This is a genomic window from Acetobacter sp. KSO5 (genome assembly GCF_044094635.1).
GTDB classification, from domain to species: Bacteria; Pseudomonadota; Alphaproteobacteria; order Acetobacterales; family Acetobacteraceae; genus Acetobacter; species Acetobacter cerevisiae.
This window is the reverse complement of record NZ_CP172014.1, coordinates 2,966,432-2,989,549: the sequence shown is the minus strand read 5'-3', so window position 1 is coordinate 2,989,549 and position 23,118 is coordinate 2,966,432. Positions and strand designations below refer to the sequence as shown.

Genomic DNA, 23,118 nt, shown 5'->3' with positions numbered 1-23,118 from the left:
GCAAAAGTGTTCATATCTGGACGGAACGCATGACCATGTCAGACACCTCGATACAGCCGGATTACGCGGCTCTGGCCACAGCACCTGTCTGTGCCGACCCGTTCCCGCATGTGGTTGTCCCGCATTTTATTCGCAAGGATGATCTGCCCCGGCTGTTCGCCAGCCTGCCGGACATCCAGTCGGGTGGCTCCTTTCCGCCATCGGCCCTCACACTCTCCCCGCTGATGCAGTCTGTGGTGCAGGCTATGGAAGGGCCGGAATTGCGGCGGATTATTGCCGAAAAATTCCATCTCGATCTGGCTCATGCGCCGACCATGCTGACCATTCGTGGCCGCACACGGGAGAAGGATGGCCGGATCCATACGGATTCCCTCGCCAAGCGTGTGACTGTTCTGCTGTATCTCAACCCGGCGGAACAGGAGAGCTGGCACAAGCAGGAAGGCTGTGTGCGTCTGCTGCGTGGCCCGCATGATATTGAAGATTATGCGAAGGAAGTGCCGCCAGTAGAAGGCACATTACTGATTTTCCCCAACGGCCCCACCACATGGCATGGCCACCGTCAGTTTGTAGGCCAGCGTTACACCATTCAGCTGAATTACATGACGGAAGATGCCCGCGCACGGTCCGAACTGCGGCGGCACCAGCTTTCTGCCATGGCGAAAAAAATCTCACTCCCCGGCCTTGCGGGCTGAGACGCCTTATTTTTGTAAGCTCAGTGTTCAAAACAAAGGATTTAAGAATGGCTTTTCCCTTTTCCACAACGTTCCGCAAAAAGCAGTCTGGCAGACGCGCAATGTTGCGGACACTGGGGGCGTCTCCTCTTGTTCTGGGTGCCGCCATTCTGGCCGGTACCGCACTGTCCTCCCTGGCGTTGACGCCCACCGCCTGTGCGCAGCAGATGCCGTCCGCTCTGGTGCCAGCAGCACTCAGCAGTGCGCAGGTCGTCCGGGCGACATTGCCTAATGGCTTGCGTGTGGTGATTGTGCCCAACCGTCTGGCTCCGGTGGTCACAACGGAAATCAATTATCTGGTGGGTTCGGCAGAAGCGCCGGAGGGCTTTCCCGGCACGGCGCATGCGCTGGAGCATATGATGTTCCGTGGCAGTGCGGGGCTGGATAAAGACCAGTTGGCCGCTGTGGGTACCCGTCTGGGTGGCAGCTATAATGCGGACACGACTGAGGACGTCACGCAATATTTCTATACCGCACAGGCGCAGGATCTGCCGGTTCTTCTGAAAATTGAAGCCCTGCGCATGAAGGGGTTGACGTTATCAGAAGCAGACTGGAGCAAGGAGCGCGGGGCGATTGAGCAGGAAGTCTCGCGCGATCTGTCCAGCCCGGCTTATCTCTACCTGCAACAGTTGCAGTCCATCCTGTTTTCCGGAACGCCCTATGCGCATGATGCGCTAGGGACCCGCCCGTCCTTCGATAAGACAGATGCAGCCCACCTGCGCGATTTTTACGAAAAATGGTATGCCCCCAACAATGCCGTTCTGGTGATTGCGGGGGATGTAAACCCGGTGAGTGCGCTGGATCAGGTGCGGGAAACCTTTGGCGCTATTCCACGCAAAACGCTGCCGGAGCGTCCCAAGGTGACGCCGGTGCCGCCGCCAGCGAAGACGCTGACCTTCCCGACAGATTATCCGGTGGGGTTTGCAACGTTGGCTTACCCCATGCCGGGGCGCACGGCGGACAATTTTGCTGTGGCGGATATTCTGTCCGACGTGCTCGGCAGCCAACGCGGGGCACTGTATGATCTGGTGCCGCAGGGCAAGGCGCTGTTTGCCGGGTTTGAATATGCACCAAAAAAAGAGGCTGGTTTTGGTCTCGCTCTTGCTGCATTCCCCAAAGGGGGAGATTCTGCAAAAGCCCTGAATGATGTGCAGACCGTTCTGGAAAAAATCAGGAAAGAGGGCGTCCCCGCAGAACTGGTAGAAGCTGCCAAGAAGCGCGAGATTGCCCAGCTTCAGTTTTCCGCCAACTCCGTCAGCGGTCTGGCTGCACAGTGGTCCACCGCGCTGGCCTTCCATAATCTGGACGCGCCCGGTGATATTGTCGCCGCTTATCAGGCCGTCACGCCGGAAGCCGTCAACCGTCTGGCTGCAACCTTGCTGGACCCGGCCCATGCGGTAACGGCTGTTCTGACGCCGGAAGCCTCCGGCAAGCCTGTGGCTGGCAAAGGGTTTGGTGGTGCGGAATCCTTCGCGTCTACGCCGGATAAGCCGGTAAAGCTGCCGGAGTGGGCAGAAAAAGCCTTGTCCCATCTGGAAGAACCAAAACCGACACCTCAGCCGGTTGTCAGTACTCTGCCGAACGGTCTGAAGCTGATTGTCTGGCCGTCTCACGTGAGCCACACCATTCAACTGTCTGGTGAAATCCGTCAAAATGCTGCGTTGCAGGAACCAGCAGGTAAAGAAGGTGTAGGGGATTTGACGGAATCTCTGTTCTCCTACGGCACCACAATGCATGACCGTCTGGGGTTCCAGAAAGCGCTGGATGATATCCCGGCATGGGAGAGTGCAGGGAGTGGTTTTTCTCTTCAAATTTTGACGCCTGATTTTGAAAAAGGGATTGCGCTGCTTGCAGAAAATGAACTGCATCCGGCCTTCCCGGAAAAAGCGTTCCAGATTGTGCGGATGCAGGCTGCACAGGGGCAGGCGGGCCTGCTGGTCTCTCCCGGCTTCCTGTTTGGCAAAGCTGTAAAAACAGCGTTGCTGCCGGAAAAAGATCCTGAACTGCGGAATGCGACACCACAATCCATCATGAGTGTCTCTCGGGATGATGTGGTCAAATATTATCAGGCAGCCTGGCGGCCTGATCTCACCACCATTGTTGTGACCGGGGATGTCACGCCTGAAAAAGCACGCTCTGTTGTGGAACAGGCTTTTGGCGGCTGGAAAGCAGAAGGCCCGAAGCCAGCGGTGGATCTGCCGACGGTGCCGCTCAGCAAAGCCTCCCGCGCCAATGTGCCGGATAAGAACAGTGTGCAGGATACGGTGGTGCTGGCGGAAACGCTGGGTCTGACCGCCTCACATCCTGACCATTTCCTGCTACAGCTTGGCAATGAAGTGCTGGGTGGTGGTCTGTTCTCTTCCCGCCTGTATCGGGACCTGCGGGTGAAGACGGGGTATGTCTATTCTGTTGGTAGCAGTTTTGATTGGGGTCGCACGCGCGGCGCTTATAACATTGATTATGGGTCTGACCCGGATAAGGTTGGTAAAGCCCGTGTCGCTGCCTTGCAGGATCTGAAATCTATGCAGACAGCGCCTCCGACGGAGGATGAACTGTCTCTGGCAAAAGCGTCACTGCTGCGTAGCCTGCCGCTGCGTCGCGCCAGCCTGAGCGGGATTGCCGCGCAGTATCTGGGGCTGGAAGAGTTGGGGCTGCCGCTGGATAATACCGACCGCGCCGCACAGGTGTATTACAAAGCGACGGGGGCTGATGTGCAGGCAGCGTTCCGGAAATGGATCCGTCCGGATGATCTGGCCCAGATTGTCAAAGGGCCAGCGCCAACCTGGTAAGGATATGAAACGTCTCTCTTCAGAAAAATGCTGAAGAGAGACGTCTTTTTAGATTTGGCCTTCTTCCGCCCGAACTGTCTGTTTGAGCGGGAAGAGTTCAAAATGGGACAGTGTTGCACCGGCCCCGGTTGCACTCAGGCGCAGCCGGTCCAGGGGGGTAGCGGGGAAGAGTAATGCCGAACCCGTTTGCTGACCGTTATTGACGAAAACTTCCACAGAACATTTATCCAGAACAATATGCAGCGTGATTTTGCGCTGGTCCGGTGTGAGGGCTGCGGAAAAGCTGTTTGTAAAGAACGGGTGCGAAAAGCCTTTGAGTTTGCCTCGGTCCAGCCAGAGCTGGGCGGTAAAGGCGTCAAACCCGATGGAGAGTGTTTCCTCATTACTATTAAGGAAATTGAGAACAAACCGACCACTTCGGCCTTTGTCTCCCGGGGGGAGGCCTGCAGGCTGGGCATCAATTTCTGCGCTAATCCGTAATTCATGCGCGCCCGAGGCGGGCAAGGGGGTCTCCCAGCTGCTGCCGGCTTCCATGCGTGAGGGAGGTGTCGCGTCCGACGCCGTACCACGGAGTGCGGTCAGATCTTCAGGCTGCTGGATGAGCTTGAGTCGCTGCGTTGTATCCGGTGCCAGACTGACCCGGCGCGGGAGAGACATCACACCACGCCAGGAATTGGCCGGTGTTTCCTGACAATATTGCCAGTTGTTCAGCCAGCTAATGGACACCGGATTGCCGGAGGGCACATTGGTGAAAAATTGTAAGGCGTAAAAATCTTTTGCAAAATCGACAAATTCTACGGTGTCAGATTCTGGCACAAATCGGGAGCCGTCAAATGTCCCGACAAAATATTGCGTAGCACTTCCGCCCTGCGGCGCGCCGGGGTTGATGGATACAAACAGAACCCACGCCGTCTTACCGCCTTCTATCGGGATTTCCACAAGGTTGGGGCATTCATAATCCACCCCGGTAATTCCGGAAGGCCCAAAACGGCTGAGTTCGGTCCATTGCAGGAGATTGGTTGAACCAAAAAATGCAATCTTATGCGCGCGGGAGAGAGCGACGCACATAATCCAGCGTTGCGTTGGCGCATGGAAAAAGACCTGAGGGTCCCGGAAGGAAGAAAGCTGCAAGTCCAGAACCGGGTTTTGGGCATACTCTGTAAAGCTGAGCCCACTATCCGTGCTCCAGGCCAGATACTGGCTCTGGCGGTCGGGTGCCGCACGGGTGTAGAGCGCAACAATTCCCCCGGTGTTTTCCGCAAACAGGCCGGAGGAGTTGTGAGTATCCATTACGGCGCTGCCTGAAAAGGCTTCTCCGGCGGCGGTCTGATCAATCGCAACAGGCTGATCCTGCCAGTGATACAGGTCCGGGCTGGTCGCGTGGCCCCAATGGACGCGGCCTGCATAGGGAGCAAAGGGGTCAAACTGATAATAAAGATGCCATTGCTTACCATCATGAACCAGACCGTTCGGGTCGTTCATAAAGCCGATGCGAGGCGAAAAATGGATGGCAGGCCGGTATTCCGCATCACTGAGGGTGGTGCTGGGTGTGGGTGTAATGCCGCCCGGGCGGTCAGCAGGTTCTGGATGGGAGGCTTCGGGTTCTGTTTTGCCACGACGCAGTGGGCTTCCCCCTTCTGTGGGGTCTGCTGCAGCAGCGGGTTTGGCGGTAAACAGGCTCACAATGCTCTGTGTGGCGGCAGCAAAAAGGCCAGCGGTGCGGCGGCGTGTCAGCATGGTCTGGTCTTTCTCCGTCTGGCCTGAGGAAACAGGAAGCCCTGTTTGCAAGGCCAGAACAGAGGAGAGAAGACCGTCAGGCCCTGAAAGCAGGGCCCTGTTTCACTCAGGCGTTAAAAAGTCAGTTTTCTGGCTGCGGCGAGGGGTGACGGAATTCCATCACCAGTTCAAGATCATAATGAGCAGAAAGCGCTTCGGTTGCCGTACGGGATGTGTTGTGAACACGGTAGCGGCACAGAATTTCCGGCAGGTAGCCGGGGCTGAGGTCGCAATCAATGAACTTCAGCCAGAAATCATAATCTTCCCAGCCTTCTTCAATGTGGCAGAACCCGCCAACGCGTTCCCAGGCATCCTTGCGGATTAGGGCCATGACGTCCACGTAGTTGTTTTTCTTCATCCGGGCGGCGTCCCAGATATCAGCATGACCGATGCCTTTACGGTCACCAAATTCCTCAATCTGGGTGTAGACAGCCGGGAAGCCACCGTTAATCAGTGCCGTGTAAGTCTTTTCCAGTGCTTTGGGGTAGATCGTGTTGTCTGCATCCATGATGAAGACGGCTTCACCCAAAGCATTTTCAAACGCGACGTTACGGGAGAAAGACGGTCCCTGATTGCGCTTGTTCTGGATCAGCGTCGCCCGGTAGAAGCGCTGCTTGTTTTCTTCCATCCATTCAGTGATGACCTCGATTGAGTCATCGCACTCTGACAGATCATCCACCACGACAAGATCAATATTGGCGTGCGTCTGGTCAAAGACAGAGTCCAGACACTCACAGATGACAGCGGCATAATTGAAGTTGGTGACGCAAACTGTAATCAGGTCTTTGGGTTTTCTGCTTTTTTTCTTGAAAGAAAACTCAATATTGCCAGCAGGGGCCCACGGCTTCAGGACGCTCATTTCAGGTTGCTCCACACGGAAGAAATATAGTTTTTCAGATCCAGATTTTTGGAATTGAAGATGTCTTCGTTTTGCAGAACCTCGAAAATATTCTTCTGGATTCTGGCAGCTTCCTTCTGACCCTCTTCCGTACGGGTCAGCCACTCGATCAGGTTAGGCATATGGCGCGGTGTTTCGGCCAGATAATGCTCACCGTTCTTGTAAAGCGGATGCGGGAAGCATTCTTCCGTCACGATGATAGAGCCGGACGCCATGCCCTGTTTGACAATGCGATGCCACTCAAAGAAGCAGTTATCGTCACGATGAACGTTAAGAGAAATTTTTGAGTTCTCGGAAACGTAGCGCGGCAGGCGGGAGAGAATATCGTAAAGACCGGAACTGGGGATGGGGCCATCAGCCTTCCGGTAGTACAAGAAATTCTGATAATCGGACAGGAATGCCGCAGCACGGGAGAAGAATTTCTCTCTCTTACGGGAAGCATTCCCGAAGAAGCTGACATCAATGCTCCGCTCATTGATAGGTGTGAATGGAGAAGACGCTTTCTGTGCAGGTTGGGGCAGAACACGGAACAGCGGGTGTTTCTTGTCAGCACCCGAGAGTTCGCAGGCTTCCATTTTTACCGGCGGGTCAAAGTGGAAGACGTTCAAGCCGACATCGGAGAAGGATTTCAGGTTCTGGTAACACAGATCCATCACGCCGGCGGACATCATGATGTAGATGATCCCACGGGTGAACCACAGTGTCTGCGGCTGTTCTGTGTTGAACATGATGGAACGCTTGATGATTTCGTCTTTTTTCCAGGTTTCATTGCCGGAAAGGAAGAAGAATTCATGCGGCGCACAGAAGATGCACAGTTCGGGAGCGTCCTCTTCCGGCGTATCTTCCGTCATGACGCGGGAATTCAGCCCACTATTTCTGAGATACTCATCCAGGCATTCAGCCAGTTCCTTGATGAAGGAATTGCCTTCGGAATGGTAGAAAACGCCAACGGTCTTGGGGAGAGCTTTGCTGGTGTCTTTTTTACAAATTTTATAATCGATGTCGTGCTTACATTCTTTTCCGAGAAAGCTGACAATCGACCGTTTAGAAAAAATCTCTCGTCCTTCACCAATCCCGTAAAGCAGGGCATGACGGGCCGGTGACATTTTGGCAGACGAAATATCTGCATTCATACGCAGGTAGTCATCAGAGCTGAAAAAAGGATATTTTTTCAGTCTGTTGAGAGCGTTACTAATGGAATCGTAGCTATATTCCTGCAGCAACCCTTTTTCAAAGAAGTACAGATTTTCGTTATTACGTATATAATGTGCAAACGGGTTTTCGTCTTGGCCGATAACGTTTTTATAAAGGTTATAATAGATTTCAGTATTGAAATTTTCGTTCGGGTTTCTGTTTTCCTGCCAACCGTAAAGAACGTAATGGACAATAGGGTCAAGACCCGACTGTTTCACATCAGGATTTTCGACAAGATAAAAATCAAGGTCAAATTTCTCTGAGTCCACAATCGTTTTTATGTCTTTTTTATTCCAGGCTGTTAAGGCGACCATCACATTTCCCGTATTGTACCGAATTAACTTTTGAAGTCTTCTAACCATACCTCAAAAAATAAGACATGAGAACGGCCAACTTCTTGGTATTATGTTACAAATGTGAGGATATATATATTCAAAAAATAAATAAATTAAGACTAGGAATATTATTTTCTGAAATAAATAATAAATAAAAATAAAAATAAATAAGAAAAGAAAGATAAATATTGTGAGATATTGGAGTGCATGAAGTTTTTTTATAATTTTTTTCGATAACGCGATGATTCCTGAAAAATGAATCGATATCGAAATAGTATAAAAGTAAATATTCGGTAAAAATTCTATTCAGGGTGTAATGATGAACTGTGCCTGGAAAGCATAATATTGCCAGAGTGATATTTGAGTGTGCAAAAAGAAAAACGTTTGTCTCTTTTTGTGGAGCAAGGTGTACGATTTTCGCTTTCCTGCCACTGCCTGTATTTTGAAAAATAGTGTAAACACCCTTAATGCAATGTGGCAGTGGACGGGAGGCGTGTCCGCGCGTCCAGGGGGTAAGGAAACACTGCGCAAGTGTGTTGAGTTATCAACGAGCGTAACAGGAACAAGGTGATTATGGTGCAACAAAAAGAGCAGGGTATGTCTGCCGCAGAGTTTCTGTTTCCTTCCGATCTGGAGCAGACAGAAAAAAAGATTAATCGGATTCTGCTGGTCGGTTCCTGTCTGACAGCCTTGTATTTTGAGCAGTTCAAGGTCCGTCATCCTGAAACCGCATTTGATTATATTCCGTATAATTTCGTCAGTGTTCTGCCGCCAAAGCCGCCTTCACCGGTGGAGAGTTATGATCTGCAATATGTGCAGATTCCTTTGCGGACGTTGTTGAGCGATCGGGTTATTGAGGGATTTCACTTCAATGAGCCCGGCTTTGCAGAGAAAATTCTTGAAGATGCGAAAAATCTTCTTGATGTCATGCTCTCTGCGGCCATGGTCTATAATGAAGCGCATGGCCTTCTGACATTTGTATCGAATTTTATTGTGCCGCAAATGAGCAGCGCGTCCAGTCTGCGTGGCAAAGGCGGTAGCCGTGATCTGGTGACAATTGTTCACCAGCTGAATGATTACCTCAACGAGCGGGTTGAGGCATATAAGAATGCCTACGTGCTGGATGTAGATTCTGTCGCCAGTGCTATTGGCAAACGCTATGTTCTTGATGACGTCGTCTATTTCTATTCCCACGGCGGGGTAACATTCCAGGACTGGGATGATTTTGGGGCAATTGCCCGCAATGAGCCTATTCCGCCGCTGGAAACGGTTTACCCCCTCAAGCGGGATGAGTTTCTGGATGCAGCGTACCGCCAGATTGTGACGTCTTATCGCACGGTCAATCAGGTGGATCAGGTCAAGGCCGTGATCTTTGACCTGGATAACACGCTGTGGCGTGGTCAGCTTGCCGAGCACTATCGCCCGGATGTGCAGCCCTGGCCGCGTACAGATGGCTGGCCGCTTGGTATCTGGGAAGCCATTCATTATCTGCGGGCGCGGGGGCTTCTGGTCGCGATTTGCTCGAAAAATGACTACGAGACTGTGAAGCAGAGATGGGATGATGTGGTTAATCCCAAGTTTGTCTCTCTGGAGGACTTTGCTTCTCTGAAGATTAACTGGCAGCCCAAAGCAGAGAACATCGCGGCGATTTGCAAGGAATTCAACATTAAGCCCAAGAGCGTGGTTTTTGTTGATGATAACCCTGTTGAACGTGCTGCTGTGGCCTCAGCGTTCCCAGATCTGCGGGTGATGGGTGGCAACCCCTATCTGACACGGCGTATTCTGCTGTGGTCTGCAGAAACCCAGATTGCACAACTGACGGCAGAATCTGAGCGGCGGGAAGATATGATTCGCGGTCAGATTGTGCGGGAAGAAACCCGGTCTGCCATGAGTCGGGATGAGTTTCTTGCGTCTCTGGAATGTCGGGTTGCCTTTAAATATATTACGGATACCGCCCAGCCTGAATTTGCGCGGGCGTTGGAGCTGACGAATAAAACCAATCAGTTCAATACTTCAGGGAAGCGGTGGGCTTTTAAGGAGGTGACGGACTTCCTTAAGGGTGGTGGCCAGCTTCTGGCCTTTACGGTACAGGACAAGTTTACGGACTATGGGTTGGTAGGGGTTTTGTTCCTCAGGCAATCTGAAATTGTTCAGTATGTTATGAGCTGCCGCGTTCTGGGGATGGAAGTCGAGGAGTTTGTTGTAGCAGAGGCTGTGGCATTTGTGCGTAAGGCCCTTGGCAATGTGCGTGTGACAGCGTCTGTGCATGAGTTGCCGGATAATACGCCATGCCGCGATGTTTATCTTCGTGCGGGTTTCCGGGAAGACTGGCTTTCTGAAGGCATCCATTATTACATTCTGGATGAAGGTAAGAACCCCAAAGCAGCGTCACATATTAAAGCTATATGATATGTAAAGATGTTCTGAATTTTTCTTTTTAAATGCCGCATTTCGATGGGGCATTTTTTTTGAGGAAAGTCTCTCTTGGAAATTATAGCGTCCAGCTTTTTGTTCTTTTACCAACAAATGTGTGACAAATGGTTAAGTGAAAGATGGCTAGGGTACATATTATTATTTTTCATGCCAGATAAGGAAAATTAAGCTTCCTTTAATCTATTTTTACTGGACAATATCTAAGGAAAATTATTATTAAACATGCAGATATATTAACGGTGTGAGTTGGCATATGAGTGTGCGTACTAGCAAGGTCCAAACCAAGGCGGCCAAGGTAACAAAACCGAAATTGGTAAAGGATCTGAAGGTCGCACGTCGGCCGAGGGCCTCCAGGAAAGCTGTGGCGTCCACTCCGGACCCCATTGCTGAAGCACCAAAAACAGAAGAGATGCAGCTGGGCGCAGTACAGGACACAGTGCCTTTGCAGAATGAAATTAGCGGAGCACAACCGTCCATGCAGGAAAATCAGGAATTTCAGTCTGTCATTTATTTTGATGGGGGCTGGTATCTGGATATGTATCCCGACGTAAGAGAAGCCGGGATCGACCCGCTGGAACATTTTCTGAATCATGGGTCTCAGGAAGGGCGTAGCCCTAACGCTTTGTTTGATAGCCAGGCTTATCTGAGAGCCAACCCTGATGTGGTTGAATTTGAACGCGGGCCATTTATTCATTATATCTGCTTCGGTTTTCAGGAAAAGCGCCCTCTGCGCTAAAGCTATTTTCTTATTGCGTCAGCAGTCAAAACAGACTGTTGAATGCAATTTGAGGAGAAATAAGGGTGCCGGTATTATGTCCTGCAAAAATAGGCAGAGACACCGGTAACCATCCCAAAGCGATGTGAGCAATTACATCTCCGAGCGGGTGAAATCAGCTCGCTTTCTCTGAACGGCCACATTGACGTACACGGGCAGTAGTGACTTGGCTCTCTGCCAAATTTATAGCCAAAAATCCAAAAAATCAGTTCTTTCTGGAAGCGCCCGGCTGTCCTTTGTTGAGGAAGCTTTTTCTGTTTCTGTAACTAGGGTGACGTCTCGTAAATCAGCCGTCGTGAGCGTGACGCCGGGAGTTATCTCACGCTGGCAGCCGCAATGTATGCGGGCCCACCGGAGGGAAGGTGGCCCCTCCGGTCTTTCCGTAGCGGATATTTATGGCTTGTGCGAACGCGGGGTGTCGCGTGGGTGGGGTTGAGGGCTGTTTTCGAGAAGATCATCCGTCAGAACAATGGACGGTATCGTTGGCGGTGCGATGGAAGCATCTGGTTCTGGTGTGTGACGGAAGACTTTCCAGCCGATGGTCAGAAAAATAGCCAGAACGGGAATACAGCAGATGGTCCATGTGCCGTTGGGGTAATCAAACGCCATAAGGACGACAACACTGGCGAAAAAGGCCAGTGTAAGCCACGAACTGATGGGCGCCCATGGCATGGGAAAAGAGGTGGCAGGTATCTCGCCCCGGTTGATCGCTTTGCGGAGGCGCATCTGGCAGAGAACGATGAAACTCCACGTGCTCAGAACGCCCAGTGATGCCAGATTCAGCACAATTTCAAAAATCTGGGTGGGTAGAAAATAGTTCAGCACCACGCCCACCAGATAGATGGATACCGTCAGGAGAATGGCGGCAGAGGGGACGGAGCGGGAGTTCATATAGGTCAGAAATTTTGGGGCGGAGCCGTCTAGCGCCAGAGCCCGCAGAACACGCCCTGTGGAATACAGGCCGGAGTTCAGGCTGGAGAGGGCGGCTGTCAGCACCACAATATTCATGACGGTGTCAATGCCTGGCACGCCCAGCCGTGTGAAAAACGTGACAAACGGGCTGACGCCTGTCTGGTAGGCCTGCCATGGCAGCAGCAGGACCAGCAAAGTGACGGTGCCCACATAAAACAGGCCAATCCGCCAGATGACGGCATTAATGGCTTTGGGGAGAATGTGCGGCACATCTTCGCACTCACCGGCGGCCGTGCCGATCAGCTCAATGGCGGCATAGGCAAACACGACGCCTTGCACGAGCACAAGTGCTGGCAACACACCATGTGGGAACAAGCCTCCATTTTGTGTGATGAGATGTAGCCCGGTGGCCTCCCCGCCAACAGGCGTGCGGAGCCCGAGGATCGCAACACCAATTATCAGAAACAGACTGAGTGCGACGACTTTGATTAGGGAAAACCAGAATTCCATTTCCCCAAACCAGCGCACGCCGATCATGTTCATGCCTGCAATGAGAATGAGGGCGATCAGGGCAAAAACCCATTGGGGTACAGCGGCAAATGTTCCCCAAAAATGCATGTAGAGGGCTACAGCGGTGATATCGAGAATGCCGGTCATGGCCCAGTTGAAGAACGCCATGGCACCCGCCACATACGATGCCTGCGGGCCCAGAAATTCCTGTGCGTAGGAGACAAAGCTGCCGCTGGTGGGGCGGTACATGACCAGTTCGCCAAGAGCGCGCAGCATCAGGAAGGCGAAGATACCGCACACCAGATAGATCAGGGCCAGCGAGGGACCGACCTGTTGCAAGCGTGAGCCGGCACCAAGAAACAGTCCGGTTCCGATGGCTCCCCCAATGGAGATCATCTGGATTTGTCGCCGACCAAGTCCGCGATGATAGCCTTCGGGCGTTAGGGAAGAGGGTTTTGGTGCGTCGGGTTGGGAGAGAGTGTTAGGCGACATTGTGGCATCCTTGCAGGTGCGGAATGACTTGTTTCTTAGGCTCTTCTGAAAGAAGACGCAAAATGAGGGAGCGGTCCGTTCCGGATGCTTAAGGGGCAAATTATTCCAGACTGGATAGGAAGAATGACACGTCTCTTGAGCAGTTTTTAGAAAATTCTCATGTAAGACTATTTTCCGTCATTGCAGGAAATTTAAAGAAATAAATTGAAATATAATAAATAAAAAAGAGTTATATTTCCGTTATTCTAAAATATGCACTTAAAATTGAGATAGAAGAGAAAGCTGTTCAGTAGCTGGTGGTTCGTCCGTGGATGTGAGAGATGAGACCGTTATGCCAAGCAGGCGCACGGGCCGGGGGAGCGGCAGGAGCGGGCGCAGAAGGAAATGGCCTGTCTCTTCCAGTGCGATCGCGGAAGGAACCGGGTCTGTAAAGGAATGGCTGCGGGTGAGTTGCTGGAAGTTCACGTAGCGAAGCTTTAGCGTCACGGTGCGCCCGGAGGCATGCCGCTTTGTGCAGGCGTGCCAGACGCTTTGCGCCAGAGTGGTGAGTGCAGGGTAGAGTTCCTCTTCCCGGCGCAGATCCCGCTCATAGGTTGTTTCTTTCCCAATGGATTTGCGAGGGCGGTGCGGTTCCACGGGGCGGGGGTCTTCCCCGCGGGCAATGCCGTAATAAAATGTAGCCGCTTTGCCGAAATGGCGGGTGAGGATGTCCAGACTCTGTGTTCGCAGATCGGCGCCGGTGTAAATGCCCAAAGCGTTCATGCGGGCGGCAGTAGCCGGACCGATTCCGTGAAAACTGCTGACGGGCAGGTCTGCCACAAAAGTCTCTCCCGCACCGGGCGGGATGACAAACTGACCATTGGGTTTGCGATAGTCTGAGGCGAGTTTGGCCAAAAATTTGTTGTAAGACACGCCAGCTGATGCGGTCAGACCGGTTTCTGCATGGATGGCAGCCCGAATTTCCTGCGCAATGGCGGTGGCAGAGGGGCGTGGCAGAAGGGGGGCTGTGACATCCAGATAGGCTTCGTCCAGCGAGAGTGGCTGAATAAGTGGCGTATAGCGGGCAAAAACCGCATGAATCTGGGCAGAAACCGCACGATAGACCTCAAAGCGCGGCGGTACGAAAATCAGTTCCGGGCATTTCCGTTGTGCCACGAGGGATGGCATGGCGGAACGCACCCCAAATTTTCGGGCTTCATAACTGGCGGCCGCTACCACGCCACGTTCCTGACTACGCCCGACGGCCACAGGCCGCCCGCGCAGTTCTGGCGCGTCCCGCTGTTCGACGGACGCATAAAAGGCGTCCATGTCGATGTGAATAATCCGGCGTACAGGCTCAGTCATTCCACACAGAATAGCATGATCTGATGTGCAGCAGAGCAAACGGTGTGTGAAAAAAATGCGACCCGGCCCACAGGAAAACGCTGCGCCCAACACGGAGCGGGATAAAGCGGTTTTGGGGGAACGCCGTAAAGGCAGGTGTTCCCCCAAAAGGCCGCGGGTCAATCGGTTTGTGCCCCGGTCAGCCGGGCGGCCGGCTCTGTCCGGGCGCGGTTTAGTGCGGCACAGCGACTGCTTCCGAGGCGGCGGAGGTGCGCCGTAGTGCCTGCGGCCAGCTGACGGGGGCGGAGCTAATATCAAAATCGTGCCAGCGGGTCAGGGACAGGACAGCGGCCGTCGTGGGAAGTTTACGCGCTGAGGCAACAGGTTTGCCATCAGGTTGCGCCGGGCCAGCGGAGGCTGAAACCGGACCGGGCCAGCCCGTGTGGTGAGACAACCAGTATCCGGCCCCGGCCAGACAGGCCCCCAGCGTGGTGATGGCATTGGTCAGGCGTCCCAGCAGGTTGGGGAAGGACATCAGCGGTTTGAGCAGAGCGCGGACAGTGGTGTCCTGCTCGTTCTGCGCGGCTTCCGTGGCCAGAAGCAGACAGTATTCTGTGGGGGTAATGGCCAGTGCGCTGCCGGAGCGGATATCCAGCGAGGGCAGTTCCAGCGCGGCCATCTGGGCGAGTGTTTCATGAAACGCATGCGCCACGGCCAGAAAATCCTGCCTAAAGCACGGCAGGAACAGGCTGGTGGACGTGGTGTTGCGGGCATGCGAGCAGCAGGAGGCAGTGCCGGCCAGGCGGCGAATGGTCCAGATAGTCAGCCGTTCGCTGCAGGCAAGGTCTGTCAGGTAAACCGGTGAGCGTGTCATGGCATCATCCTGAAGGGGGCAGCCCTTCGGTCCTCTTTTGCGGTGGTGTTTTGATTTAAATGAGAACAATTCTCATTTGCAAGATAAAAATGCAGGGGGCTGCCTCCCGCTGCAAACAGCGTGGGGTTTTTTCCCTTTTCTTGTCTGGCGGCTTGGGGCAGTACAGAAGCATGTCTCTGCTTGCATCTCTCTCCCTCCCGCTCCTTCGTAAGATGGACCCTGAAACCGCGCATGAACTGGCGCTGGATGCCCTGCAAATGGGTGTATCCGTGCCGGTCAATCGCCCGAAGGATGACCCGGCACTGGCCACGCGCACCATGGGGATGCGCTTTTCAAACCCGCTGGGGATTGCCGCCGGGTTTGATAAAAATGCCCGTGTGATTCGTCCGCTGGCCAAACTGGGGTTCGGGTTTGTGGAGGCGGGGACGGTCACGCCGCGTCCGCAGGCTGGCAACCCCAAACCGCGCCTGTTCCGGCTGACGGAAGACCACGCTGTTATTAACCGCATGGGCTTTAACAATCAGGGGATTGATCGGTTTGCTGTCCGGCTGGCTCGTCTGCATCGTCCACTGCCGTCCGGGCGCGGTGCCGGGGCAGGGGTGCCGATTGGCGCAAACCTCGGCATTAACAAGACGGGTGCGGACCCGGAGCGCGATTATCCTGCACTGGTGGCGCGGGTTAAACCGTATGTGAATTATATTGTGCTGAACGTGTCCTCCCCCAACACGCCGGGCCTGCGCGGACTTCAGGACTCGGCTCGCCTGCGCAGCATTCTGGACGCCATTGCCGAGCGCCATCCGGAACGCCCGCCCTTGCTGGTCAAGCTGGCGCCGGATCTGGAAAATGATGCGGTTGGCCCGATTGTGGAAGCCGCCATTGCGGGCGGTGCGCAGGGGCTGATTGTCACCAACACGACGCTGGCGCGACCGGCCACGCTGCTTAGCCCGAACAAAACCGAAAGCGGTGGTCTGTCTGGTCGTCCGCTGCGCACGCGGGCGACGGAAATGCTGCGTCTGGTGGCCGAGGCTTCTGCTGGCCGGATGGCATTGATTTCCTGCGGCGGCATTGAATCCGGTGCGGATGTGCTGGACCGTATTCGTCTGGGCGCGGACCTCGTGCAGTTCTATGCGGCGTTCTCATATGAAGGTCCGGCCATTATCGCGCGCCTGAAGCAGGAAATGCTGGACCGCATGCGTGCGGACGGCGTGGAAACGCTGGCCGATATCCGGGGGGCGGATCTGTAAGATGACGAAAACACAGGCTGAGATGCAGACTCTGACGGGCCTGTCTGCCGTAGCAGACCAGTATGACGGCTATATTATTGACCTATGGGGCACGGTGCATGACGGCGTGCAGCCTTATCCGGGTGCCGTGGCCTGTCTGGAAGCCCTGCGGGCGGCAGGCAAGCGCGTGGTCATGCTTTCCAACGCACCGCGTCCGGCAGAGGTCGTCTGCCGCCAGCTTGAAGGGTTTGGCATCAGCCGGGACCTGCATGATGGTGTGATGACCAGTGGGGAAGAAGTGCGTCGCCTGCTGCGGGAACGGGATGATCCGTGGTTTGCCCGTCTGGGGCGGCGGGTCCTGCATGTGGGCGGCACGCATGATCTGGGTCTGTATGACGGGCTGGATCTGGACCGGGTGACGGACCCGGCAGACGCGCAGTTTATCCTCAATACCGGGCCGGATGCGGAACGCGGGGCGGACTCGGTAGACCCGTATCTGCCCGAACTGCGGGCCGGGCTGGAACGCGGTCTGCCCATGCTGTGCGCTAACCCGGACATGGTTGTGGTCAAAGGTGGCCGCCGGATGATCTGCGCGGGTGTTCTGGCATCATTTTATGAGCAGGAAGGCGGCAATGTGCGGTGGGTTGGTAAACCATACAAGGACATTTATGCCCCTGTCTTTTCCATGCTGAATGTGCCGCAGGACCGCATTCTGGCGATTGGTGACGCCCTGGCCACCGATATGCGCGGGGCCGCCGTTGCCGGGATTGCTGGCGCGTGGATTCTGGGCGGCATTCATCAGGAGATGATTGGCGACAATACAGAGCTTGCCGCCGAAGAAGCTGAAGCCGCGGGCCTGCGTCCGGTTGCCTCTTTGCCGCGTCTGGTCTGGTAACGCTTAGAGGGCGTTTAAAGCGTCTGGCGGGGTTTTCTCGCCAGACAGCCTGAGTAAAAGTGCTTAAAAATCAGGCAGAGTCTGGGCCAGATGGCCACCTTGCCGAATGGGGGCGATACGGCGGGCGAGACCTGTGGCGTCGTCTGTTTCCACCATGATGCCGCACATGGTGGCGTCACCTTCCGCCGGTTGCAGGCGCTCGCCCGGCATCTTGCGGATAAAGCGGGCCATGGCAGGTTCCTTGGTCATGCCGATCACGCTGTCATAATCCCCGCACATGCCAGCATCGGTCTGGAAGGCGGTTCCGGCAGGCAGAATCCGGTGGTCTGCCGTGGGGGTATGGGTGTGCGTGCCCACCACCAGAGAGACGCGGCCATCCAGCACATTGCCAAAGGCCCATTTTTCACTGGTGGCTTCCGCATGGATGTCGACCACGATGGCCTGCGTAGTGACCCCGAGACGGTGGCGCGTCAGTAGTTCATTCATGCAGCGGAAGGGATCATCCAGCGGGTCCATGAACAGACGGCCCATGGCGTTGACCACGAGTGCCTTGCGGCCATCTGCCAGTTCAACCTGTACGCTGCCGTTCCCCGGTGTGCCGGGCGGGAAATTGATGGGGCGGATAATGCGCGGGGCGGAGCCAATATGGCCAATCATGTCCCGCCGGTCCCAGCTATGGTTCCCCAGCGTGATGACATCCACGCCACCTTCAAACAGGTCCGTCGCAATGGCGGGGGAGAGCCCAAACCCGTGGCTGGCATTTTCCGCGTTCACCACCACCAGATCCAGCGCGAGCGTTTTCCGTAATGTTGGCAGGCGGGACAGAACGGCCTCACGGCCACACCGGCCAACAATATCACCCAGAAAAAGAATTCTCACGCCGTCGTCTTTCCTCGTTTGCAGTCAGTCAAAATGCAGAGTCTCCCGTTCTGTTACCAGACAGGAGAGGGGTTGGTCATACGGGCCTGTGGGAAGCTGGTCCACTTCCTGCGCAGCCAGTGCGTAGCCAATGCTGCGCACATCGGGCAGGGATGCCAGTGTGCGGTCATAATAACCGCCCCCATATCCCAACCGATTGCCGGTGCGGTCAAACCCCAGCAGGGGGACCAGCACAAGGTCGGGCGTCAGAGTCGGGCCGTCGGGCACCTGGGTGCCAAAGCGCCCGCGCAGCATAGGGGTGTGGGGGGTCCAGAGCCGGAAAGTCAGCGGTTGCCCGCGGGGGGGCGTCTCCGGCAGCAACACGTGGCGTCCGGCGGTGCTGAGCTGATGGCAAAGGGGGCGGAGGTCAATCTCGTGCGGCAGGGGCCAGACACAGGCAATGTGCACGCACTGTGTGGCCAGCAATGTTTCCGCCAGACGTGCCGCAAGGGTTGTGTCCACCCCGGCCGGGCGGTCTTTCAGAACAGCGAGGCAGCGTGTGCGCTGTGCCTGCTTGGCTTCGGCAATAGCCGGTGGGTCTGAAACTAAAGAAGAAGAGTGCGAAGCCGCCATGGCCGTTGGTCTTTCAACCTCCAGGACCTGCTTGTACAGGTGGGCGCCGGATAATGTGACCAGGGCCACAACAGAGCCAGCTCCCTAGGAAGTGCTTATCGGCCCAGGGAATGACTCGCCTGACGCACCGGGCAGCTCCGCCTCTTCTATGTAGGCGTCCTCAAGGCTGGCTGCAATAGCTTCCGCATGTTCTGCCATGTCAGTCAGGCGACTGTTCATCAGCATTTGTTCTGTGCGCAGGCGTTCTGCCTCTTCCACAGCCTGCGTTGTGCTCTCAGGCACATGCTGGCTGGAGAGGTCCTGAATTTCATCCGCCATGAACAGGGCGGCCAGCACCAGCACGCGGCTTTCCCCGGTAAAGCCGAGGTCCCGCACGCGCTGCACGCGGCGTTCAACCTGCTGGGCCATGGCCTGAACGTGCCGTTCCTCGCCGTTTTCACACCCGACGGAATAGCTGTGGCCATTAATGCGAATTGAAACAAGCGCCATGGTTATTTATCTTCCGGTCGGTCCGCGTGGGCCAGAGCGTCGCGCACGCGGCTGATCAGCACATCAACATTGGCGACGAGTTCCTGCGTATCCACGCTCTTGCGCTGTTCTGCCTGACGGCTTTTATCAAGAGCGAAGGAGATACGCTGCAAGGCGCGGTTCAGCCGGTCAATCGGATCAATTTCTGCAGGTGAGGGTGTTTCTGCCGGCCCGGAGGCGGCAGGGTCGTGTAATTCTGTCAAAGATGGTCCGGGACCCTGATCTTGCATTCTTGTCTACCCTTCTCTCAAAAGGAATCACCCGCAAACGCGGCGGCGTCAAGCATGGTCATGGAAAACAATCCAATTTTATCGCCTTCTTTTCTGCCCTACGGCTTCTTTACACTTCATGATTACGCCACCGGTATGGCAGTGTGTCATGCCGCGCAGAATGCAGGGGTGCTTACGCAGCAAACTTCCAGGGCCCCCTTCGGGTTCCTTTCTGCCGCCGGTGCGGCTGGGTTTATGGGCGTGTCGTGGTGGCAGGCGCTCATCCGCCAGCTGGAGCAGGAAAGCGGCTGCCAGTATTTTCATGCTCTGGATTGCGGCCGCAGCGTGGGGCATGCGGTCATGGCATGCACGCTTGGTCAGAAAAATGTCATTTTACAGACCGATTCTGAACGCATGGCCGCGGTTCGCGTTCTGTATCAAACATGTGGCGGGCACCTTTTTTCAGTCCGTCCGCCATCATTTGACCTTACGGGTCCGCTATCTGCAAAAACGCATCTTGCCGCGTATTTCATGCGCAGTTATTGCCAGTGAATGGTTCCGGGAAATATAGGCCCGGATGAAAGCCAAGAGGAAGGATTTCCCAATGACGCTTACCCCCCAGGTTAAGGCTATTCTTGATCAGTACGAGAGCGATAATCCCGGTACAAAAACAAATCTCGCCCGTTTCCTGAATGCAGGTAAACTTGGTGGCACGGGTAAGCTGGTCATCCTGCCGGTGGATCAGGGCTTTGAACATGGCCCGGCCCGTTCCTTTGCGGCTAACCCCGCAGCGTATGACCCGCACTATCATTTTGAACTGGCGATTGAAGCTGGCCTGAGCGGCTATGCCGCACCGCTGGGCATGCTGGAATGTGGTGCAGCGAAATATGCGGCTGAAATCCCGCTGATCCTCAAATGCAACAGCTCCAACAGCCTCGCCACGGAAAAAGATCAGGCCGTGACCGGCACCGTGGCTGATGCGCTGCGTCTGGGCTGCGCAGGCATTGGCTTTACCATCTATCCGGGCTCTGAATACTGCTTCGACCAGATGGAAGAATTCCGTGAGCTGGCTGCGGAAGCCAAAGCTGCCGGTCTGGCTGTTATCCTGTGGAGCTACCCGCGTGGCCCGCTGCTGGACAAGCCGGCTGAAACCGCTGTGGACGTGTGTGCTTATGCCGCGCATATGGCCGCTCTGTGTGGCGCGCACATCATCAAAGTGAAGCCGCCGACCGATCTGGTTGCTCTGCCTGCCAACAAGCCTGTTTATGAGCAGAACAACATTGATATCTCCACGCTGCCGGCCCGTATCCGCCACGTGGTGCAGTCCACCTTTGCCGGCCGCCGCATCGTGATCTTCTCCGGTGGTGAAAAAGCCGGGACGGACAACCTGCTGACGACCATCAAAGGCATTCAGGAAGGCGGTGGCTTCGGTTCCATCATCGGTCGTAACGTCTTCCAGCGTCCGAAGGCGGAAGCTCTCGATCTGCTCAACCAGATCATCACCATCTTCAAAAGCTGAAACAGTTAGACGTGACGACAGGACAGGGGGCCGGGATGACGGCGTATGATGTCTATCTCGCAACCCCCGTTCTGCGGGATGTCGAGGCTTTTCTGCCAGATCTGGCGCGGGGGATGCAGCAGCATACCCCCGCTGCCGTTCTGCTCCGGCTGGCCGATGCGCCAGATGCGGAACTGATCAAACACATTCAGACCGTTCAGTCTGTTGTTCAGGCGCAGGACATTGCCCTGATGCTGGAAGACAGGCCTGACCTTGCTGCCAGCACCGGGTGTGATGGCGTGCATCTGTCCACCGGATTTGCCGAGGCCTCCGTCAAGGGTGTGCGGAAGCAGATCGGGGATGATTTGCAGCTGGGCGTCTCCGTTGGCGGAAGCCGGGACGCCGCAATGCGGGCGGGTGAGGCCGGGGCCGATTATATCAGCTTTTCTACCGCTATTCCGGTAGTGCCAGCGGAGGGGGAAGCCCCGGAAAGCCTGACAGATCTGGTGCGCTGGTGGTGTCTGGTGATGGAACTGCCCGCTGTAGTGGAGGTTGAAGACCCCGCTCAGGTTGCACCTTTTGTGCAGGTGGGTGCGGACTTCATCCTGCCCGGGGCTGCATTTTGGGAAAATCCGTCTCTCTGGGCCTTTTCGGGCTGAGAGCGGCGGCTGGCCATAGTTCAGCCATGTCCTTCTGCCATGTCTGCACCCTGATCTTCGGCTTGAAGACCGGCCTTTATGGCCGCATACAGGCTGAGGACGTTTCGAAAAGGGTAGTCCCATGATGAACAAGAAAACTCTTCTGGCGCTGGTTGCCGTTGCTGGCCTGACAGGTGCAGCTTCTGCCGCACAGGCGCAGAGCTTTGGCAGCATTGGGCAGAACGCTCTTTCCGCCGCCACCAGCAGCGCTAAAAGCAGTGCTACGGGCATGGTGGGCAACATGCTTCCCAGCCTGTCTTCCGCCAGCACCAGCAACCTGACCGGTGTTCTGGGCTACTGCGTGCAGAACAACGTGCTCTCCGGCGCGAATGCGAGCTCTGCCAGCTCTCTTCTGAACAACCTGACGCAGCAGCAGGGTGTTACCTCTTCCAGCGGCTATAGCGCTGGTCAGCAGGGTCTGCTGCAGACGGGTGATAACCAGATGTTCTCTCTGGCCAACCTCAAAGGTCAGCTTAAGACCAAGTTGTGTAACATGGTTCTGAGCAAGACGCAGTCTCTGCTGTAATCAGCTGAGTTTGCGCCTTTAAAAAAGCCTGCCGGTTGAAAAACTGGCAGGCTTTTTTTGTGCTTAGCGTGTTGTGCTGTTCTGGAGCACCGGCGGGGTAGCCAGTGTATTTGCTCCTCCCGTGGCGCGATGGCCGGGGATGGGCTGAGGTACAGCCGGGGTGACCGCAACGGGGGCCGGGATGCCTTTGGGGGTGTCTGCCCGCACGGCCTGTGTGGCGCGTTTGGCGATGGTCACAGGCGGATCGTTCGCAGGGGGCAGGAGCAGGGACTGCGTGAAATACAGCCTGCCGTTGGACTGCGGGATGCCCGTAACCCACAGGCGGGACGTCATGCCTGCGCCATTGCCCAGAATAATCTGACCGGTTGGCTGATCAATCCATGCAGACAGAATGCGGCCACTCAGCGTCGGCAGACCGACAGAGTGGGTGGGAGAGGCCTGAGCGGCAACACGCAGCTGATCGACCGACCATTCGCCCTTCACAATGGAATAGGCCAGAATATCGCGCAGAAGGGTGGCGTTTTCTGGTGCGGTCAGCTTGCTGCCAGCCGGAGTCTGATAAGTCTCCAGCACCGTGTTCGGGATGCCGAACACGGTATAGGGCCCGCTTTGCTGCAGGGTGCCGAACAGTCCGGTGGTATTCAGGCCATGCACATAATCGGCCATCTCAATAGCGGTGGGGAGCGTGTCGGAAAGCGGGCGGTCACAAAAGGCCGGGCTTTCCGGGTCCGCATACGCAAGGGCGCTGTCCGGAATACCCTTCTGATTTTCAGCCGCTGTCTTGCCCGGGGCATAGGTCCGCGCACCGGAGACGGTGGGGAGCATGTAGGAACAGGTGGATGTCGGCGTAACGTACGGATCCTGCCGCGCCTGACTCTGGCACCCGGCCAGAGCCGTCAGAGCAAGAAAGGCTGGAGCCAGAAAAGTCGGTTTTAACGGTGTGCGTGCCTGTGCGCAGCGATGCCACATGGGCGTCTCCCAAAAAATCATGCCCTGAAAAGTCCAAGT

The 23,118-nt window shown here is 55.5% G+C and carries 20 protein-coding genes, 1 other RNA gene and 1 pseudogene; 10 read left to right on the top strand and 12 right to left on the bottom strand.

Annotated features, from left to right (window positions below):
* Positions 1-29: 29 nt before the first annotated feature.
* Both ACHQGU_RS13505 and ACHQGU_RS13500 read left to right on the top strand, forming a co-directional pair.
* Positions 30-692, top strand: coding sequence for a 2OG-Fe(II) oxygenase (locus ACHQGU_RS13505; protein ID WP_395495350.1), 663 nt, complete (start codon positions 30-32; stop codon positions 690-692).
* 47 nt (positions 693-739) lie between these two features.
* On the top strand, positions 740-3,520 hold the full coding sequence (locus ACHQGU_RS13500; RefSeq protein ID WP_395495349.1) for a M16 family metallopeptidase: 2,781 nt from the start codon (positions 740-742) through the stop codon (positions 3,518-3,520).
* Between the two features lie 48 nt (positions 3,521-3,568).
* On the opposite strand, the gene ACHQGU_RS13495 is transcribed toward ACHQGU_RS13500, so the two are convergent.
* The 3 genes from ACHQGU_RS13495 to ACHQGU_RS13485 all read right to left on the bottom strand — a co-directional run bounded on the left by ACHQGU_RS13495 (position 3,569) and on the right by ACHQGU_RS13485 (position 7,327).
* Complete coding sequence (locus tag ACHQGU_RS13495; protein ID WP_395495348.1) at positions 3,569-5,257, bottom strand: glycoside hydrolase family 32 protein; 1,689 nt, start codon at positions 5,255-5,257, stop codon at positions 3,569-3,571.
* Positions 5,258-5,378: 121 nt separating this feature from the next.
* Positions 5,379-6,155: a glycosyltransferase family 2 protein gene (locus ACHQGU_RS13490; RefSeq protein WP_395495347.1), complete on the bottom strand. Its 777-nt coding sequence runs from the start codon at positions 6,153-6,155 to the stop codon at positions 5,379-5,381.
* Positions 6,152-7,327, bottom strand: a complete 1,176-nt coding sequence (locus ACHQGU_RS13485; protein ID WP_395495346.1) for a hypothetical protein — start codon at positions 7,325-7,327, stop codon at positions 6,152-6,154. The genes ACHQGU_RS13490 and ACHQGU_RS13485 overlap by 4 nt, the downstream gene beginning before the upstream one ends.
* Before the next feature lie 969 nt (positions 7,328-8,296).
* Between ACHQGU_RS13485 and ACHQGU_RS13480 the strand changes: the two genes are divergently transcribed.
* Together ACHQGU_RS13480 and ACHQGU_RS13475 are read left to right on the top strand one after the other, a co-directional pair.
* Positions 8,297-10,132: an HAD-IIIC family phosphatase gene (locus ACHQGU_RS13480; protein WP_395495345.1), complete on the top strand. Its 1,836-nt coding sequence runs from the start codon at positions 8,297-8,299 to the stop codon at positions 10,130-10,132.
* Between the two features lie 385 nt (positions 10,133-10,517).
* Complete coding sequence (locus ACHQGU_RS13475; protein WP_373687509.1) at positions 10,518-10,892, top strand: hypothetical protein; 375 nt, start codon at positions 10,518-10,520, stop codon at positions 10,890-10,892.
* A gap of 432 nt (positions 10,893-11,324) precedes the next feature.
* Here ACHQGU_RS13475 and ACHQGU_RS13470 read toward each other — a convergent pair whose 3' ends face one another.
* The 3 genes from ACHQGU_RS13470 to ACHQGU_RS13460 form a co-directional block, all read right to left on the bottom strand.
* The gene (locus ACHQGU_RS13470) at positions 11,325-12,845 is read right to left on the bottom strand and encodes an amino acid permease (protein WP_395495344.1); all 1,521 of its coding nucleotides are present in this window, start codon (positions 12,843-12,845) and stop codon (positions 11,325-11,327) included.
* 258 nt (positions 12,846-13,103) lie between these two features.
* The gene (dinB, locus tag ACHQGU_RS13465) at positions 13,104-14,189 is read right to left on the bottom strand and encodes a DNA polymerase IV (RefSeq protein ID WP_395495343.1); all 1,086 of its coding nucleotides are present in this window, start codon (positions 14,187-14,189) and stop codon (positions 13,104-13,106) included.
* A gap of 211 nt (positions 14,190-14,400) precedes the next feature.
* A complete protein-coding gene (locus tag ACHQGU_RS13460) occupies positions 14,401-15,042 on the bottom strand; it encodes a hypothetical protein (protein WP_395495342.1) in 642 nt (213 codons plus the stop codon).
* A gap of 170 nt (positions 15,043-15,212) precedes the next feature.
* Here ACHQGU_RS13460 and ACHQGU_RS13455 point away from each other — a divergent pair, with 170 nt between their 5' ends.
* Complete coding sequence (locus ACHQGU_RS13455; protein WP_062144205.1) at positions 15,213-16,286, top strand: quinone-dependent dihydroorotate dehydrogenase; 1,074 nt, start codon at positions 15,213-15,215, stop codon at positions 16,284-16,286.
* A 22-nt stretch (positions 16,287-16,308) separates the two neighbouring features.
* A complete protein-coding gene (locus ACHQGU_RS13450) occupies positions 16,309-17,160 on the top strand; it encodes a TIGR01459 family HAD-type hydrolase (RefSeq protein WP_395496443.1) in 852 nt (283 codons plus the stop codon).
* A gap of 63 nt (positions 17,161-17,223) precedes the next feature.
* On the opposite strand, the gene ACHQGU_RS13445 is transcribed toward ACHQGU_RS13450, so the two are convergent.
* The 5 genes and pseudogenes from ACHQGU_RS13445 to ACHQGU_RS13425 form a co-directional block, all read right to left on the bottom strand.
* A complete protein-coding gene (locus ACHQGU_RS13445) occupies positions 17,224-18,039 on the bottom strand; it encodes a TIGR00282 family metallophosphoesterase (RefSeq protein WP_215754287.1) in 816 nt (271 codons plus the stop codon).
* 24 nt (positions 18,040-18,063) lie between these two features.
* Positions 18,064-18,651 carry a 5-formyltetrahydrofolate cyclo-ligase gene (locus ACHQGU_RS13440; RefSeq protein WP_395495341.1) on the bottom strand — a complete coding sequence of 196 codons (588 nt, stop codon included), beginning with the start codon at positions 18,649-18,651 and terminating at the stop codon, positions 18,064-18,066.
* A non-coding RNA gene (gene ssrS, locus ACHQGU_RS13435) (6S RNA) lies at positions 18,638-18,792 on the bottom strand. The genes ACHQGU_RS13440 and ssrS overlap by 14 nt, the downstream gene beginning before the upstream one ends.
* 156 nt (positions 18,793-18,948) lie before the next feature.
* A pseudogene (locus ACHQGU_RS13430) lies at positions 18,949-19,140 on the bottom strand (cell division protein ZapA); the annotation flags it as partial.
* 2 nt (positions 19,141-19,142) lie between these two features.
* Positions 19,143-19,382 carry a hypothetical protein gene (locus tag ACHQGU_RS13425; RefSeq protein ID WP_156470048.1) on the bottom strand — a complete coding sequence of 80 codons (240 nt, stop codon included), beginning with the start codon at positions 19,380-19,382 and terminating at the stop codon, positions 19,143-19,145.
* An 81-nt stretch (positions 19,383-19,463) separates the two neighbouring features.
* On the opposite strand from ACHQGU_RS13425, the gene ACHQGU_RS13420 reads away from it, so the two are divergent.
* The 4 genes from ACHQGU_RS13420 (at position 19,464) to ACHQGU_RS13405 (ending at position 22,110) form a co-directional block, all read left to right on the top strand.
* On the top strand, positions 19,464-19,940 hold the full coding sequence (locus ACHQGU_RS13420; protein WP_395495340.1) for a hypothetical protein: 477 nt from the start codon (positions 19,464-19,466) through the stop codon (positions 19,938-19,940).
* Positions 19,941-19,992: 52 nt separating this feature from the next.
* Positions 19,993-20,907 (top strand): class I fructose-bisphosphate aldolase, encoded by a 915-nt coding sequence (locus ACHQGU_RS13415; protein ID WP_043551308.1) that lies wholly within the window; start codon positions 19,993-19,995, stop codon positions 20,905-20,907.
* An 11-nt stretch (positions 20,908-20,918) separates the two neighbouring features.
* On the top strand, positions 20,919-21,545 hold the full coding sequence (locus tag ACHQGU_RS13410) for a thiamine phosphate synthase (RefSeq protein ID WP_395495339.1): 627 nt from the start codon (positions 20,919-20,921) through the stop codon (positions 21,543-21,545).
* 121 nt (positions 21,546-21,666) lie between these two features.
* Positions 21,667-22,110 (top strand): DUF2501 domain-containing protein, encoded by a 444-nt coding sequence (locus ACHQGU_RS13405; protein ID WP_062247707.1) that lies wholly within the window; start codon positions 21,667-21,669, stop codon positions 22,108-22,110.
* Between the two features lie 63 nt (positions 22,111-22,173).
* Here ACHQGU_RS13405 and ACHQGU_RS13400 read toward each other — a convergent pair whose 3' ends face one another.
* A complete protein-coding gene (locus ACHQGU_RS13400; RefSeq protein ID WP_395495338.1) occupies positions 22,174-23,100 on the bottom strand; it encodes a fasciclin domain-containing protein in 927 nt (308 codons plus the stop codon).
* Positions 23,101-23,118 lie beyond the last annotated feature (18 nt).